This window comes from Devosia sp. Z11_6 (assembly GCF_058133665.1).
On sequence record NZ_JBYUNQ010000007.1, the window covers coordinates 78,611 to 93,819 of the forward strand.

The window sequence follows — 15,209 nt, forward strand, 5'->3', positions numbered from 1 at the left end:
AACTGACGTGACGGCAACGGATCTTAAACGGCAATCATCCACAATACCGTACCGGTACGGTATGGGGCGATGATGACTGAAGCTGTTGCAACATTAGATGCCGTGCGCGATGCGATGGGAAAAATACGCCATCTTGGCGAAAAGCCGACCTTCTCGAAGGTCCGGGAGCTGACCGGCGGGGGGTCGAAGTCGACAATACTTTCGCACATGAATGCCGTCTTCTCTGAGACGGCGCTAAAGCAGGCTGACTCGGACCTTCCGCATTCGTTCCTCGCGTCGGCCGCTGCTCCGATGCTCAGACAGCTCTGGGAGAAGGCGGAGAGGGCGGCTAACCACGAATATTCGAGCCGCATCCGATACCTATTCGACATTCAGTCGGCGATGGCAGAGGAACTGGCGGCTGCGATTGCACGCGCTGAAAAAGCCGAACGCGAGCTGGCAGATGCAAGGTCTGCACTCAGGGTAAGCGAAGAAGCGGGTTTTCACCTCGACACGCTCAGCGAACTGATCCGTGCGCTTCGGGATATTCCCGACGAGCCGGCAAGGCTTCAGCTGCTCAGAATACTCGTCGGTGCGGATCTCGGTGTCCCAAAGGATGAAGTCTATCGCAGGATGAAAAGCGCCGGCTATCAGGACATGGCCATCTATCAGGCACGTTTTCATGCCAAGGCTGCCGGCCAGATCAAAGACCTAGGCGATGAGGTCTATTGCTTGACACCCAAGGGTAGCGACCTCCTGAACGAGGCTGCCTGACCCCTAATGTCGATTGAGGAGCCTTAAAGCGCTTCGCTTTCCAGGTTTCCGGCCTCGATCCAACCGTAACCGATGCATTTTCCGCCGACGATCCGGATGAGGTCACCTTCGATCCAGGCCTTGCCACCGAGACGTCGCGAAGCATGAACGCCGACAGCGTCGCTAGGAATTTCCCACCAATCGCCATTGTGCTGCCGAAGCCGGAGTATCAGACACCAGACCGGGAGTCGTCGATGCATGACTGCCGTGACCGGCTTCGTCACGTGGCGACGGAACATAAGGGGGAGCACCCAAACGACGATGCGTGCCTTGTCTACGTACGATATCGGGCCTTGGCCTACCGCAATGCCGGACCATGAAATGAACTGATTCCACATGGGGCCAGCCTATCACCGACAAGCGTTCCGGCTATTGATAGATCGCGAAGATAGCACTTCCGCTTTGCATGCAAACCAATGCCAGCACCTCGCAACAGGCTGTGGAGATTCTCGGCGGGCTCCCCTATCCTAAGTGCATGGAAGCAGGTGAAAACTGGACCGCCGAAGAGAATGCTAGGCTTGTTGCGGCCTATTTCGCATTGCTCGAACGCGATCTCAAGAGGATCGCCGCCGATGCACCCACCCGCATCCTGAACAAGGCGAAGATCTATCGCGACTTCGGCGGGCGCTCGGTCAAGTCAGTCGAGTTCAAGATGCGGAACGTCAGCTCGATACTGGAAGAGCTGCACACCCCCTGGATCGTAGGCCTGGTGCCGGCGAATAATCGTCAGGACGATCTATGGACCGCCGTCCACGATGCAATATCGGGCGGATTTGAAATCCCCATCATAGAGACGCCCGCCCGAGAACTAAGGGTGGCGCCCACGCCTCCGCTGGCGAGACGCAACGACTACCTGACCGAGCATGCTGAAGCGATCATCCGGAAAATCGACCCAGCCCAGAGAGACGCGAATAACCGAACCTTGGGCAAGGCCGGCGAGGCCATGGTTTTCGACATGGAGCTCAAGCGATTGTCCCTCCACATGCCCAGGCGGGTGCCAGACCTGAAATGGGTTGCGAGGGACGAGGGTGACGGGCACGGATACGACATCCGATCATTCGACGAGGCCGGCGAAGAACGCCTGATCGAGGTCAAGACGACCAGAGGCATCAACACGACCCCATTCTTCATATCCCACAACGAGACCAGGGTTGCCGAAGATCGCGGCGATGCGTACCGGATCTATCGGGTCTTCAGCTACGATCGAAACCCGCAGGTCTTCACGATCAGGCCGCCGCTCGGAGATGCAGTCAGGCTGGAGCCGCACGTTTTCTCGGCGTCGTTTCGATGACGGCGATTGAGGCGTTTGTATCACCCCGGCCTTCGAGAACATGATGACCGCTTCCAATTCTCCTTCGTATGACCAACCGACCAAGGACAAGGCTCGGAGACTTTCGCTAACCCACGCCGTTGAATTGATGACGTCGCGCCGGGAAGCGGCTGCGGTCGTGCAAGGCGACCATCCCGAGCGCGTGCGCGACGCCCTCCTCAATAGCGAGGTGGATGGTGACCGATGGGCCGGAGGTGTCTGCACGGACGACGACCTGGCCTCCTGGCGAACCTTCCGAACCGCGGCTATCGGCACGCGAAAACCGGACGAGATTACAATCGCTTATTTGGCGGGTCCGGAGCCGCAAAACGACCTCGCTGTTCTGCTGGAGCTTGGAGTCCGTCCGGAAAACATCTGGGCTTTCGAGGTCAACAAAGGTGCCGCAGCTCAGGGCCTGGATACGCTTCGCGGATTGAAAGAGCGCGGTGTCAAATTTATTCCGGCCGGCATCGAGGACTATTTCATCAGCACGCCGCGGCGTTTCGATATCATCTATCTCGACGCCTGCGGCCCCTTACCGAGCCAAAGTGCTAAAACGGCTCGTATCCTGGCCACCATGTTTCGCTATTGCGCGCTGGCTCCGCTGGGCGTCCTCATCAGCAACTTTTCTCGCCCAGACGTATCTAAACCAGAAGAACTAGCTCGCTACAGCTTCCTTGTCGCGGCCTACCTTTACCCCAAGAGCTTTCTGGAGTCTGAAGAGGGCGGCAGAGTAGAGGGACCGCAAGCCTGGGGCTCTGTCTTCAATTTGTCGGGTGGACATGCGGAAGATTGGGGTGACCTCGATCCCTCGGAGGATTTTATTGAAGAGGTGAAGGCAAATTTCGAGCATTACTACGGGATGTTCATTACACGTAGCTTGATGGACCTGGCGACAATCGTTGCGCCCATGGCTCGGCTATTGGGCAGTGAGCTGTGGAAGATTGCCTTTAAGGATGATTTGGACGCCGCCATTGCTCGCGGTAGGCGGCTGGTAATCTTCAACGAGGAGGCTCTTCAAGCGTTCGACGTCGATGGCGAGGACGCTGTCAATGAAACCACGATCGACGATGCTTGGGATGAGGTCGACACTGCTGATGGTCCCAAGATCAATCAAAGCGATCTGTCGAGCGAGGACACCGGCGAATACGTTGACATAGATGGTAACGCTATCTCTGATTCAGATCAGTTTTCCCTACTCTGGACCTTGGCTGCGTGTGGCTATTACCCGGTCGACGAAAATTTCGGCCCCCCTCCCAAGAGTGTAGCTAAACTAATCAAGAATTGGCACGGAGATCTGGTTGGCAAGTCGGCCCAGCATGGCAAAGACTTCAAAGACCTCATGGCAATCTACTACGCCTGGCGTCACGATCCGTCTTTGTGGTCAGAGGCGATGCAACGAATAGGCAGCTTCCCGTATCAGAGACAGATGCCATTCCTGTGCGATGTCCCTACTTCGGAAATCGGCTTTTACCCAGCATTTGCACAACTTGCCTATCCAGCCCATCCGAACGCACGCGAGACACGGCGTTTCCGGTACGTGGCCGAGGGTAAGATTACGCCTATGTTCATGGACGTAATCGCATTCGACGAATGCCGTTATGTCTATGATTGGATTTCGGCGCTGCACCTTACGCCCGAGGATTGGCATGATCTTTCGGCCCAACTGACATTTCGCTTCGCGCTCGACGGCATAGCCAAAGAAAAGCGTTGGCTCGGCAGTGATTTTCTCTATGCGTGCCACGTGGTGGGTGGAAGCGCAGCGTTCCCTTTCAGCGACCTCAAATTGCGCGAGGATCTAAATCCGTCAACCGACAGCGAAGACGATGTGGAAAGCTAAGCCCGACAAAATGGCGGTCACGGAGAGACTCAAATCCCCGGCCTCCCCAAATTTGGAATCTGGTACTCTATCCAACTAAGCTACGCGACCATACTATCCGGGCGTGCGACGATACCGCGCTTCCCTCTTCTGGCGATCCCTGCTGGAATTGAACCAGCGACCTGCGGCTTAGAAGGCCGTTGCTCCATCCGCTGAGCTAACGGACCGAACCCGTATCGACCCATGAGTCTTTGGAAGCGACCCATGGCCGTTTTGGCCCGACATAATGGAAAAGGAATGGCGCGCCCTAAGAGATTCGAACTCCTGACCCCCAGATTCGTAGTCTGGTGCTCTATCCAGCTGAGCTAAGGGCGCGCAGGCCATGTCTGGCCGCTTGGTGTGGGAGGCGGTTGGAACCGCTCTCTGCAGCAAGCGCGGCAACCCATACATGGGTGATCCGGGGTTGGCAAGGCCGTGCCGGGAAAATCCACAGGGCCTCACGACAAGCGCAGCGATAAGGGCAAGATCAGCTCGAAGCGGGTTCCCTGGTCCTGTTGGGCCAGCACCAACCGCCCGCCATGGGCCTCGGCGATTTCACGCGCGATTGCCAGACCAAGTCCGGTCCCGCCCGCGCGGGCGGAGCCTTCAAAGGCGACGAATAAATTGTCGCGGGCGCGCGGGGGGAGCCCTGGCCCATTATCGCTCACCGCAATAACAAGGCCATCGTCCCGCTCCCCGGCGGATACGCTGACCTGAGGCGACTCCACCTTGGCGCCAGCAGCCTCGAGCGCCTCACGGGCATTCTTCAGCAGATTCACCAGCAATCGGCCGAGTTGGGTTTGGTCGACATTGAGGCGCAGCTCCTGGGGCGTTTCATTGTGGAAGCTGATCGTTGGGTGCCCCACAAGGCGGGCATCAAAGGCGGCGTCCTCCACCAGCGCCCGCAACGCTACCGGCGCCAGTACCGGCAGCGCAGCGCTTTCACGGCCGTAATCCAGCACCGATTGGGCAAAGCCGATTGCCTTGTCGAGGGTGGTCACGAGGCGGGGCGCGAGGCGCTGCACCTTGGGATCGTCAAGGGTGGCCACCTGGTCGGACAGCAATTGGGCCGAGGTCAGGGTGTTGCGCAAATCATGATTGATCTTGGCGACGGCGAGCCCGAGATCGGCCAGATGCTGGCGCTGACGCAGCATCGAGAACAGATCGGCCTCCATGGCGGCCAGTTCCCGCTCGGCAATGCCGATCTCGTCGCGGCGGCCGGACGGGGCCAGGATCAGGCTCGCATTTTCCGGCGCCTGCCGGAAGGCCAGCATATTGGCGGTGAGCCGGCGCACCGGATAGATGAACAGCCGGCTGACCATCAGGTAAAGAGCCACGGCAGTCAGCGCGGCGATGATGAAGGACACCAGCACAATATCGCGGGAATAATCCAGCAGGTCCTGCCGCAATGGGCGTTCGGGCATCAGCACTTCAAGCAGGCTTTCGTCGACATCCCCCTCCCCCACAATACGCAGGGTCCGTCCCGGGCCGGCAAACAGCGTATCCATGGCACCCATGATCAAGGCAAAGGGATTGGATTCGCGGATATCGGCCGTAACCACGCGGTCGGGCGTGATCGGCTCGGTCAGCTCGATCATCTGACTTTGCCCTTCGCGCCGATACACAATGGCGTTGGCACCCGCCGAGGTCAAAAGCCGATCGGTGAGGCTGCGCGGGAGGGCTGGCACGTCGGGCACGGCATCGAGCACGCGGGCTGCCACCATGCCGACGCGCATGCGGTCATTGAGCCAATTGGCGCGGAAGCTGGCGACGGACGGCAGATACACCACCACCTCCACCGTCAGGATCACGGCGATGATGGTGACAATGAGTTTGATGGACAGGCCGGAGAACCGGCCCGGCATAACATTGCGCGCGGCTGTCATCCCAGCCATTATAGTCAATTGAGGCGCGCTGGTAAGCCCCGCTCAGCCCAGCAAGCGCGGCAGCTTGAGACGGCGCCGTGTGGCGGGCGCAGATGCAATTTTGCCCTCGAACTGCTCGGCCGCGCTACGCAGCACTTCGGCAAAACTGGGATGGGGCAGCACCAATTGCGCCAACTCGGCCACATGCAGGCGCCGCTCCATCGCAAGGGCGATGATGGCCAGCATTTCGGCCGCCCCAATCCCGACCAGCGCCGCACCGGCAAGGGTGCCGTTATTGTTGACCACGAGCTTGGCGGCACCATGCGCAGCACCCAAGGCGCGGGCCTTCGGGTTCTCGCTCCAGTTGGCCCGCAAGATCTGCTGCCCGGATGCACCGTCGCGCGGCTCCGTGAGGCCGATCTGGGCCAGTTCAGGCGATGTCATCACCAGGGTGGGAGCAAGCTTTGAATTCGAGGTCTTCTTGCCCAGCAGCAGCCGGCCCAACAGCGCTTCGCCGGCGCGGCGCGCGTCATGGGGATGATTCTCGTTGGCAGCGCCGCCCACCGCGCTGACGCGATTATTGGTCGTACGACCGACCACGCTCACCTCGATCTGCTCTGGCTGCTGGTCTGGGCGGGCGATGCCGGCCTTAGCAAGGTTCAACCCTTCGAGATCAGGGATGCGGCTCGTGGTCACCAGCAGGTGGGAGGCATCCAGCAAGGTGGTTTCGCTTCCGGAGTGCTGCAACTGCACCCCGATGCCCAGCTTGCGCGGTAAAACCGTAATTTCCACATTCTCGTGGAAGGCGATCCCCTCTTCCACCAGGGCGCGCAGGAGAATGGCTCGGCTCTCCGCATCCGCTTCTGACAGGATCGCCCCGGGCGAGGTCAGCGTCACCTGCGAGCCCAGCCGGGCATGGACCTGTGCCAGTTCGAGAGCTGCGGCGTCGCCGCCAATCACCACAAGATGGGTCAGCTTTCGCGTGTTGGCGACAATGGTGTCGGGGGTGAAAAACGGCACATCCTCCAGCCCGGGGATCGCCGGTATCTTCGGGGTGGCCCCCGTTGCAAGAATGAAGTGGTCGGCCCGGATGGTGGTCTGGCCGACAACCAGCGTTTGCTTGTCTGCAAATGCCGGGGCGCCGGTGCGGATAACAATGCCAAGCGCCTGCAAACGCTCGGTCGAGCGCTCGGGGGCGAGTTCCGCCACGACGCGACTCACCTGCTCGCTGACGGTGCGGTAGTTGATCTTGGGCGGATCGCCGGCAAGACCGACCGCAGCGCCAGTTCGCCAGCTGTGGGCGCGCGCAGCGATACCGGCCAGGGCAGCCAAGGCCACTGTCTGGGCCACTCCATCGCCCGCCTCGGGGTGACCGCGATCCACCAGCACTACGCTCGCGCCATAGCGGCGGGCGCGACACGCCAGTTCCACGCCCAGCGATCCGGCGCCAATGATGCAGAGATCAGGTTTGCTCAGTTCCGCCATTGCCGCTGGCCAAGGTGAAGACACGGGGGTTATGGGGCGATCCGCGCCTGAAAACAACAGCGCTCCGCTCTCCCCAGCCGATCTTGCGCAAGGGTGTGGTGGCGCGTTGACTTGCCGCCCCGTTTTGCCTATAGACGCCACCAACCGGCACCGTCCGAGCCCCGCGCTTGACCTGTGCCCCCATTTTCTTGCGCAAGCAGAGCCAATAAGAGGAACCGGGCGCAGGCGCGGTTTGATGTTATGAAGCGTACATATCAGCCCAGCAAGCTCGTGCGTGCCCGTCGCCACGGTTTCCGCGCCCGCATGGCAACCAAGGATGGTCGTGCGATCATCAACAAGCGTCGCCGCGACGGTCGCAAGAAGCTCACGGCCTGAGTGCTGCTGGCCGGATGACGGCCGTGGATGAAGCCGTAAGTTCCTTGCGTCGGCTGCGTAAGCGATCGCAGTTTTTGCGGGCCGCCCGGGGCAATCGCACCGGGCGTTCCGCCTTTTCGCTGCAGGCCATCGCCGCGGCGGATCCGGATGCGGGCATCGGCTTTACAGTTACCAAAAAAACGGGCAACTCGCCCCAGCGCAACCGCATCAAGCGCAGGCTTCGTGCGGCTGCGACCGAATGCGCGCCTTTTTTTCGGCCCGGCCATGATTATGTAATGGTCGGCAGGCCCGAAGCGCTCAGCGAGCCTTTCACTAAGCTGGTCAAGGACCTCGGCATCGCCATTGGGCGGGTGCACCAGGAGCGCTCACCAGACCAGCGCAACCCTTCGGGCCGCAGTGGCCACCGGAATCCCCGACCATGACAGACAACCGCAACGTGATCATCGCCATCATCTTGAGCATGGTGGTGCTGTTCGGCTGGCAGTTCTTTGTGGCAGGGCCGCAGCTGGAGCGCGCCCAGCAACAGGCGCAGATCGCGGCGGAACAGGCCCAGAGCGAAGCGGCGCTCGCGACACCCGCGACCACCGAAGCGGGCACATCAGTTGCACCTGGCGCCATTGGTGCGGATGGCAATCCTTCTTATCCCGATCGCCAAACCGCCGTCGCGGCAACGCAGCGCATCACGATCGACACGCCTGACTTGCTCGGCTCGATCAACCTGACCGGCGCGCGGATCGACGATCTCGAACTCAAGCAATATCGTGAAACGGTTGAGCCGGATTCACCCATCATCACGCTGCTGACTCCGGCCGGCGCGCCCAATGCTTACTTTATCGAGCAAGGCTGGGTGGCCGCTGGCGGCGCCAATGTCCCGCTGCCCACTGCGCAAAGCGTATGGACGCTCGAAGGCGACAATACCGTCCTCACGCCTGAAACGCCTGTAACGCTGCGCTTTGACAATGGCGCGGGCCTTATTTTCCGGCGCACCTTTGCGGTGGACGAGCATTACCTGTTCACCGTCACCCAGAACGTGGAAAATCTCAGCCCCACCCAGGTGTCGCTGTTCCCCTATTCGCGGGTTGTTCGGTATGGAACGCCCAAGGTGCAGAACTTCTTCATCCAGCATGAAGGCCCGCACGGCGTCCTTGGCTCGAACAATCTCGTTTCGCTGAAATATAGCGATCTGCAGAAGGATCAGCGCCGCCAGATCGACAACACGCAGGGCTGGCTCGGCTTTTCGGACAAGTATTGGGCAACCGCCGTGCTGCCCAACCCGCAGGCCAGCATCAACGCGCTGTTCTCCTGGAAGAACAATGCCGGCTATGACGATTACCAGACCAGTTTCGTGGAAACGACGCCGGTTGTCGTGCCACCAGGCGGCAGCGCCACGCACGAGACCTATGTCTTTGCCGGCGCCAAGGAAGAAGCCGTTATTGCGTCCTATGAGCAGCAATATGGCTTTGACCGGCTGGAGCTGTTGATCGACTGGGGCTGGCTGCACTTCATCACCAAACCCATGTTCCACCTGCTGACCTTCCTGCATGGTGTTCTGGGCAATTTCGGCCTCGCGGTCCTCGCGGTGACCGTGATCGTCAAGGCGATCTTCTTCCCGCTGGCGAGCCGTTCCTATGCCTCCATGGCGGCGATGCGGCGCGTGCAGCCAGAGATGAAAGCCATCCAGGAGCGCCTCAAGGACGACCGTCCCGCCCAGCAACAGGCGATGATGGAGCTCTACAAGAAGGAAAAGATCAATCCGCTCTCGGGCTGCTGGCCGATCCTGATCCAAATCCCGGTGTTCTTCGCCCTTTACACCGTTATCTTCATCAGCCTTGAAATGCGGCATGCGCCATTCTTTGGCTGGATCCGCGATCTGGCTGCGCCCGATCCCACCAATATCTTCACCCTGTTCGGCCTGATCCCCTGGGATCCGACCGCCCTGCCCCTGATCGGTGGCTTCCTGCATCTCGGCGTATGGCCCGTGATCATGGGCATCACGATGTGGGTGCAGATGAAGCTCAATCCGCCGCCACCAGATCCGACCCAGGCAATGATCTTCAACTGGATGCCAGTGATCTTCACCTTCATGCTCGGCACCTTCCCCGCAGGTCTCGTGATCTACTGGGCCTGGAACAATACGCTCTCGATCACGCAGCAGTGGTTCATCATGAAGCGGCACGGCGCCGAGGTGAACCTCCTGGGTAACATCCTCGACAGCTTCAAGCGCAAGCCCAAGGCCGCCGAGCCGCCCAAGGCGTAATCGCCAAGCACCACTATCCATGCTAGAGCCCGCCGGAGCCACACCGGCGGGCTCTGCCTTTTGAATGACGAGACCCCATGAGCGCACCAGACTATTCGCCCGACATCATCGAAAAAGGACGCCTGCTGTTCGCGCGTCCCTTTGTGTTCGTGAAAGGCTGCGTACGCATCGCCGACCTGCCGCCCATGGACAAGGTCGAGATCGCCTTTGCCGGGCGGTCCAATGTGGGCAAATCCTCGCTGATCAATGCCCTCTGCGGCACTTCGGGGCTCGCCCGCACGTCCAACACGCCCGGACGGACGCAGGAGCTCAACATCTTTGAGAGCACCAGCGCAGAGCTGCGCATCGTTGATATGCCGGGCTATGGCTATGCCAAGGCGCCCGAAGACAAGGTGCGCGCCTGGACCAAGCTTATTCACCAGTATCTGACCGGGCGGGCGACGCTGCGCCGGGTTTATGTGCTGGTTGATGGTCGCCACGGCCCAAAGGACAACGACCTGACCGTGATGAACGAGCTCGACAAGTCGGCCGTTAGTTACCAGATCATCCTCACCAAAGCCGACAAGCCTTCAGCGGAAGAGCTCAAAAAGGTCATCGCGGCGACCCAGGCGGCGATCGCCAAGCGCCCGGCGGCTCACCCGCAGGTGATCCTCACTTCCAGCGCCAAAGGCGATGGCTTGCGCGAACTGCGCACCGAAATCGCCATGCTGCTCGAGAGCTGAGCCCCCGCTCAGCGGCTGGCAAGGAAGCTCGCGATATAGCCCGCCACTGCCCGGCTGTCCGATGGCGTCGTGAAGGATGCACGCGCGGCCGCAACGACATTGTCGGCCGCAACGCCCTGACGCAGTTCAGCCAAAGCCAAAGCGTAGTCGTCGGTGAATTCGGGATGAGGCTGCAGGCTAAGCGCGGCCCCGTTGCGGTAGATCAGGCCGGCATTGGGCGTGAAAGATGACGCGAGCAGGATCTGGGCTTCGGCGGGGGCCGTGATCACCTGATCCTGGTGCGAACAGCTGATCGCAAAGCTTGCTGGCGCCGCGCCCATGAAGGCGGGTTTGGCCACAACATCATAGCGGTGACGCCCGATACCCCAGCCTTTCTCGGATTTGCGCACCGTGCCGCGCAGTGCATCGGCCATGATCTGGTGACCAAAGCAGACCCCGACCATGGGTGTTCTCCGCGCATAGGCCCGGCGGATGAAGTCGCGCAGCGGATCGAGCCAGGGCAGATCGTCATACACCCCGGCAGATGAGCCGGTAATCAGGATGGCTTCCACCCTATCGAGGTCGGGAGGAACTGCACCTGCTCCCACAGGCACCACATCATAGCTGAAATCGGCGCCGGCTTCCTCGAACATGCGCCGGAACATCGATGAATAAGGCCCGAAGCGCGAACGCAGCTCGTCGGGGACTTCGCCGGTCTGCAGGATTGTGAGTTTCATGAGATGCCGATCGGATGAACCGTCGATCCTTATCGGACAAGCAGTTGCCCCTGCAAGACCGAGCTACGCCGTGGCGGGGACAAACCGCATCGCAACCCCATTGATGCAATAGCGCAAGCCGGTCGGGGCGGGACCATCCTCGAACACATGGCCCTGGTGGCCGCCACAATTGGCGCAGTGCACCTCGGTTCGGGTCATGAACAAAGTATCATCCACTGAAGTGCCGACACCCCCTTCAATGAAGGTGTAAAAGCTGGGCCAGCCGGTGCCGCTATCGAACTTGGTGGCGGAGTCGAAGAGGGCCTCGTCGCACCCTGCACAGTGGAAAATCCCGGCGCGGTGCTCGTCATTGAGCGGGGAGGTGAAGGCGCGTTCGGTGCCTTCATGGCGCAGCACGTCATAGGCAGCGGGTTCAAGCCTGGCGCGCCATTCGGCATCGGTGAGCTCGAACGGAAAATCGCCTTCAGCGGCACTGCTGCCCACTGGGCGCAGCATCGAGAAGGCGCCGAGGGCTGCAACAGCACTGCCACCAAGCAAAATGGTTCGACGGGAAACGGCCACGGCATGCTCCTCAAAAACCAGAACCGCCTGTGCAGCGGCGCTGATGGTGCAGTCTAGGTAGCGCTTGAAGGGTGCGCATCACAAGATTTGGTGAGGGTCCGCCCGAAGGCGAACCCCCTCAGCTCAGGGCGGGTGCGGCCGCCCCTTGCTGATTACATGTCCGACTTGGGCGTCAGCACGGCGTCGATCACGTGGATCACGCCATTGGACTGGATCACATCGGCAATGGTGACATTGGCGACGGTGCCGTTTTCGTCGGTAACAGTCACGCCGCCATCAGCTGCGGCGAGGGTCAGCGTGCAACCGCCAACGGTATCGACTTCATGGGTGCCGCCATCTTCCTCGACCATGGAGACGATGTCAGTGGACAGCGCCTTGGCCGGGATCACGTGGCAGGCAAGGATAGTAGAGAGCATTTCCTTGTTTTCTGGCTTGAGCAGGTTTTCGACAGTCCCTTCAGGCAGCGCCTCGAAGGCTTCGTTGGTCGGGGCCAGAACGGTGAACGGGCCCTCGCCCGAAAGCGTATCCACGAGGCCGGCGGCCTTTACGGCAGCAACCAGGGTGGTGTGATCAGCTGAATTGCTGGCGTTCTCGACGATGTTCTTGTCGGCAGACATGGCTGCGCCGCCGACTTCAGGATTATCCTGGGCAAAGGCGACGCCGCCAAAGGCGGTAACCGAGAGCATGGCGGTAACAGCAAGTGTGGAGAGCTTCATTGTAGAGTTCCTTCCTCGTGATTGTTTGCCCGTTATTGGCTCGGACATGGGAAGGTACGGAGGCCTGCCGTGGGCAGTTTCGGCGATTTCAGCACCGAAACCGGGAAAAGCGCTGAAACTTTTTGCCGCTCGGGTTCGTACGCTGGCAGCGCTCATTGCTTGAGAGACGACGTAGAAAAGGGCGCGAACCAGGTCGCGCCCCTGAACCGCCCGAGCTAAGCAGAGGCCTCTGCTAGATGCGAGTGACCTGGCCCTGCGCCACGATCGGGCCGGTGGCCACGCCGGTGGGCGAGCCACCCTTGGGCTCAAGCGTCAGCGCAAGGCTTGAGCCTTCGCCCCAATGTTCGAGGATTTCGGGAGAAACCTTGACCTCGATCGCCTCGCCAATGGGCACAACGCCCATGGAGATCACGCTGTCATCCTCGATGGCCCAGAGTTCGAGGTCCTGGTCGGCCGCGGTTGCCCCCGAAAGAGCAGTCAACCGCAACGTGCCCGCGCCGTCGTAAAAGGCGAGGAAGCGCACATCGCTGCCTTCGGCCTCGAGCGCCGCCACGAGTTGGGTCGCCAAAGCTTCAGACCCCAGTTCGGGGCGCAGGAGGTTGGCGCCAATCGCGATCACCGCCACCGCCGCCGCTCCGGCCGCCACAGCGCGCCAGAACGCCAGACTATCCCAGAAACTGCCCGAGCCCCGGGCCGGCTCGGGCTGGCCGAACAGGCGCCCCTCGATCCGCGCCAGCAATCGCGCCGGCACCGGCGCTTCGGCGAACTCGGCATCCAGAGCGGCGAAGCTGGAGGTCCAGAAGTGCTCTTCTTCCTGTAGTGTCCGATCATCGGCGATCATCTCTGCCACGCGACGATGCTCATCCGGCCCGAGCAGGCCGAGCACATATTCGGCGACTAGCGCGCGTCGCCCGCTGGCATCTCCGCTCTGATCACCCATGCTCATGCCGAAAGACACTCTCTTAATCTGAGCAAACTGCGCCGCAGCCAGGTTCGCATCGTGTTCAACGGGATGCTGTGCCGCTGGGCCAGTTCCTCATAACTAAAGCCATCCAGATAGGCGCCGCGAACCGCTTCGGCCCGGTCGGGCTCAAGGGTTTGCAGGCAACTATCGATCTGCCCGCGGACCTGGCGATCCGCGGTCGCCTGCTCGGGGTCTGGCGCCTCGTCGGCAATATCGAGCGCCGCGTCGATGTCGTCAGAGACAGGGCGGCGGGCTCGCAAAATATCGAGCGAATGGTTGCGCGCCACGGCCACCAGCCAGCTGATCGGGCTGGTATGGCCAGGAACATAGCGGTCGGCGCGCTGCCAGATCTTGACGTAAACCTCCTGGATGGCCTCTTCGGCTTCCGAGCGGTCCTTCAAGATACGCAGCACCACGCCGAATAGTTTCGCGCTGGTGCGCTCGTAAAGGCTGCGGAACGCCGCGCGATCGCGCAAGGCACAGCGGGAAATCAGCTCGGCGATCTCGGGGCTCGGTGTCTGCATAACCTGTGTTGTAGCGGGCGGCGGCAAATCCGCAAGGGCTCAGCGCATCGAAGCGTTGGCAAATGGCCGATAGCGTCTTTTCCTTTGCCGCGTCATGCTCTAGACCCTCAACCGTCTTTTGGCCCGCTTCGGGGAGAAATGGTCTGTCCATGACGCAGGAAAACAACACAGTCGACCGGTTCTCCCATGATGCGGGGATCCTGGCTCAGGCGCTGCCCTATATGCAGCGCTATGAAGGCAAGACCGTCGTGGTCAAGTATGGTGGCCATGCCATGGGCGACCAGGCCCTCGGCCAGGCCTTTGCGCGCGACATCGCGCTGCTCAAGCAATCCAAGGTCAATCCGATCGTGGTGCATGGAGGCGGGCCGCAGATCGCGTCCATGCTCAAAAATCTTGGCATCGAATCCAAGTTCGAAGGTGGCCTGCGCGTCACCGACCAGCGCACCATGGATGTGGTGGAAATGGTGCTGGCCGGCTCCATCAACAAGGAAATCGTCGCCCTCATCAATGCCGAAGGCGAATGGGCGATTGGCCTCTGCGGCAAGGACGGGAACATGGTCTTTGCCCGCAAGGCCGAAAAGAAGGTGCGCGATCCCGGCTCCCATATCGAGCGTGTGCTCGACCTCGGTTTCGTCGGTGAGCCGGTGGAAGTGGACCGCACCCTCCTGGACCTTCTCGCCCGCTCCGAGATGATCCCGGTGATCGCGCCGGTCGCTCCCGGGCGCGATGGCATGACCTACAACATCAATGCCGATACTTTTGCCGGCGCCATTGCCGGCTCGCTCGGCGCCAAGCGCCTCCTGTTCCTGACCGACGTGCCGGGCGTGCTTGACGCCAATGGCAAGCTGATCCCCGAACTGTCGGTGCGCGAAGCCAAGGCGCTGATCGCCGATGGCACCATTTCGGGCGGCATGATCCCCAAGGTCGAGACCTGCCTTGAAGCGCTCGACAATGGCGTCGAGGGCGTGGTGATCCTCAACGGCAAGACCCCGCATGTGGTGCTGGTGGAGCTCTTCACCGAGCATGGGGCTGGCACACTGATCGTGCGCTAAGCCTCGCCTTTGC

15 protein-coding genes and 2 tRNA genes are annotated in these 15,209 nt (G+C 61.1%); 8 read left to right on the top strand and 9 right to left on the bottom strand.

What is annotated here, in order from left to right; all coding sequences use genetic code 11:
- The first annotated feature begins 72 nt into the window (after positions 1-72).
- From AC3YMN_RS17075 to AC3YMN_RS17085, 3 genes are all read left to right on the top strand, one after another.
- Complete coding sequence (locus AC3YMN_RS17075) at positions 73-753, top strand: DNA-binding protein (protein WP_489890947.1); 681 nt, start codon at positions 73-75, stop codon at positions 751-753.
- A 445-nt stretch (positions 754-1,198) separates the two neighbouring features.
- On the top strand, positions 1,199-2,083 hold the full coding sequence (locus AC3YMN_RS17080; protein ID WP_489890948.1) for a protein NO VEIN domain-containing protein: 885 nt from the start codon (positions 1,199-1,201) through the stop codon (positions 2,081-2,083).
- A gap of 43 nt (positions 2,084-2,126) precedes the next feature.
- Positions 2,127-3,941, top strand: coding sequence for a class I SAM-dependent methyltransferase (locus AC3YMN_RS17085; protein ID WP_489890949.1), 1,815 nt, complete (start codon positions 2,127-2,129; stop codon positions 3,939-3,941).
- A gap of 130 nt (positions 3,942-4,071) precedes the next feature.
- Here the strand turns inward: AC3YMN_RS17085 and AC3YMN_RS17090 are convergent.
- From AC3YMN_RS17090 to AC3YMN_RS17105, 4 genes are all read right to left on the bottom strand, one after another.
- Positions 4,072-4,147, bottom strand: a tRNA-Arg gene (locus AC3YMN_RS17090).
- Positions 4,148-4,218: 71 nt separating this feature from the next.
- Positions 4,219-4,295 (bottom strand) — tRNA-Arg (locus tag AC3YMN_RS17095).
- Positions 4,296-4,417: 122 nt separating this feature from the next.
- Entirely contained in the window at positions 4,418-5,854 is a 1,437-nt protein-coding gene (locus tag AC3YMN_RS17100) for a sensor histidine kinase (protein ID WP_489890950.1), read from the bottom strand.
- Positions 5,855-5,887: 33 nt separating this feature from the next.
- Positions 5,888-7,309: an FAD-dependent oxidoreductase gene (locus AC3YMN_RS17105; RefSeq protein ID WP_489890951.1), complete on the bottom strand. Its 1,422-nt coding sequence runs from the start codon at positions 7,307-7,309 to the stop codon at positions 5,888-5,890.
- A 240-nt stretch (positions 7,310-7,549) separates the two neighbouring features.
- Between AC3YMN_RS17105 and rpmH the strand changes: the two genes are divergently transcribed.
- The 4 genes from rpmH (at position 7,550) to yihA (ending at position 10,663) form a co-directional block, all read left to right on the top strand.
- Positions 7,550-7,684 carry a 50S ribosomal protein L34 gene (rpmH, locus tag AC3YMN_RS17110; RefSeq protein WP_127751898.1) on the top strand — a complete coding sequence of 45 codons (135 nt, stop codon included), beginning with the start codon at positions 7,550-7,552 and terminating at the stop codon, positions 7,682-7,684.
- Positions 7,685-7,707: 23 nt separating this feature from the next.
- The gene (gene rnpA / locus AC3YMN_RS17115; protein ID WP_489890952.1) at positions 7,708-8,106 is read left to right on the top strand and encodes a ribonuclease P protein component; all 399 of its coding nucleotides are present in this window, start codon (positions 7,708-7,710) and stop codon (positions 8,104-8,106) included.
- Entirely contained in the window at positions 8,103-9,941 is a 1,839-nt protein-coding gene (gene yidC, locus AC3YMN_RS17120; RefSeq protein ID WP_127751896.1) for a membrane protein insertase YidC, read from the top strand. The genes rnpA and yidC overlap by 4 nt, the downstream gene beginning before the upstream one ends.
- 77 nt (positions 9,942-10,018) lie before the next feature.
- Positions 10,019-10,663 carry a ribosome biogenesis GTP-binding protein YihA/YsxC gene (yihA, locus tag AC3YMN_RS17125; protein ID WP_172122359.1) on the top strand — a complete coding sequence of 215 codons (645 nt, stop codon included), beginning with the start codon at positions 10,019-10,021 and terminating at the stop codon, positions 10,661-10,663.
- 8 nt (positions 10,664-10,671) lie between these two features.
- Here the strand turns inward: yihA and AC3YMN_RS17130 are convergent, their stop codons facing one another.
- From AC3YMN_RS17130 to AC3YMN_RS17150, 5 genes are all read right to left on the bottom strand, one after another.
- Positions 10,672-11,379 carry a type 1 glutamine amidotransferase gene (locus AC3YMN_RS17130; RefSeq protein WP_489890953.1) on the bottom strand — a complete coding sequence of 236 codons (708 nt, stop codon included), beginning with the start codon at positions 11,377-11,379 and terminating at the stop codon, positions 10,672-10,674.
- A 63-nt stretch (positions 11,380-11,442) separates the two neighbouring features.
- On the bottom strand, positions 11,443-11,874 hold the full coding sequence (gene msrB / locus AC3YMN_RS17135) for a peptide-methionine (R)-S-oxide reductase MsrB (RefSeq protein WP_489891006.1): 432 nt from the start codon (positions 11,872-11,874) through the stop codon (positions 11,443-11,445).
- A gap of 218 nt (positions 11,875-12,092) precedes the next feature.
- Positions 12,093-12,656, bottom strand: a complete 564-nt coding sequence (locus AC3YMN_RS17140) for a fasciclin domain-containing protein (RefSeq protein ID WP_489890954.1) — start codon at positions 12,654-12,656, stop codon at positions 12,093-12,095.
- 232 nt (positions 12,657-12,888) lie between these two features.
- Positions 12,889-13,602, bottom strand: coding sequence for an anti-sigma factor (locus AC3YMN_RS17145; protein ID WP_489890955.1), 714 nt, complete (start codon positions 13,600-13,602; stop codon positions 12,889-12,891).
- On the bottom strand, positions 13,599-14,144 hold the full coding sequence (locus AC3YMN_RS17150; protein ID WP_489890956.1) for a sigma-70 family RNA polymerase sigma factor: 546 nt from the start codon (positions 14,142-14,144) through the stop codon (positions 13,599-13,601). The genes AC3YMN_RS17145 and AC3YMN_RS17150 overlap by 4 nt, the downstream gene beginning before the upstream one ends.
- A 149-nt stretch (positions 14,145-14,293) precedes the next feature.
- Here AC3YMN_RS17150 and argB point away from each other — a divergent pair, with 149 nt between their 5' ends.
- Positions 14,294-15,196 carry an acetylglutamate kinase gene (argB, locus tag AC3YMN_RS17155; RefSeq protein WP_127751890.1) on the top strand — a complete coding sequence of 301 codons (903 nt, stop codon included), beginning with the start codon at positions 14,294-14,296 and terminating at the stop codon, positions 15,194-15,196.
- Positions 15,197-15,209: the final 13 nt, after the last annotated feature.

Excerpts from the sequence above, each read along its gene's own strand:
- AC3YMN_RS17150 (WP_489890956.1), bottom strand. The coding sequence starts at position 14,144 with ATGCAGACACCGAGCCCCGAGATCGCCGAGCTGATTTCCCGCTGTGCC.
- msrB (WP_489891006.1), bottom strand. The coding sequence starts at position 11,874 with ATGCTGCGCCCAGTGGGCAGCAGTGCCGCTGAAGGCGATTTTCCGTTC.
- AC3YMN_RS17140 (WP_489890954.1), bottom strand. The coding sequence starts at position 12,656 with ATGAAGCTCTCCACACTTGCTGTTACCGCCATGCTCTCGGTTACCGCC.
- argB (WP_127751890.1), top strand. The coding sequence starts at position 14,294 with ATGACGCAGGAAAACAACACAGTCGACCGGTTCTCCCATGATGCGGGG.
- rpmH (WP_127751898.1), top strand. The coding sequence starts at position 7,550 with ATGAAGCGTACATATCAGCCCAGCAAGCTCGTGCGTGCCCGTCGCCAC.
- AC3YMN_RS17130 (WP_489890953.1), bottom strand. The coding sequence starts at position 11,379 with ATGAAACTCACAATCCTGCAGACCGGCGAAGTCCCCGACGAGCTGCGT.
- AC3YMN_RS17080 (WP_489890948.1), top strand. The coding sequence starts at position 1,199 with ATGCAAACCAATGCCAGCACCTCGCAACAGGCTGTGGAGATTCTCGGC.
- AC3YMN_RS17085 (WP_489890949.1), top strand. The coding sequence starts at position 2,127 with ATGACCGCTTCCAATTCTCCTTCGTATGACCAACCGACCAAGGACAAG.
- AC3YMN_RS17075 (WP_489890947.1), top strand. The coding sequence starts at position 73 with ATGACTGAAGCTGTTGCAACATTAGATGCCGTGCGCGATGCGATGGGA.
- AC3YMN_RS17100 (WP_489890950.1), bottom strand. The coding sequence starts at position 5,854 with ATGGCTGGGATGACAGCCGCGCGCAATGTTATGCCGGGCCGGTTCTCC.
- AC3YMN_RS17105 (WP_489890951.1), bottom strand. The coding sequence starts at position 7,309 with ATGGCGGAACTGAGCAAACCTGATCTCTGCATCATTGGCGCCGGATCG.
- yidC (WP_127751896.1), top strand. The coding sequence starts at position 8,103 with ATGACAGACAACCGCAACGTGATCATCGCCATCATCTTGAGCATGGTG.
- yihA (WP_172122359.1), top strand. The coding sequence starts at position 10,019 with ATGAGCGCACCAGACTATTCGCCCGACATCATCGAAAAAGGACGCCTG.
- AC3YMN_RS17145 (WP_489890955.1), bottom strand. The coding sequence starts at position 13,602 with ATGAGCATGGGTGATCAGAGCGGAGATGCCAGCGGGCGACGCGCGCTA.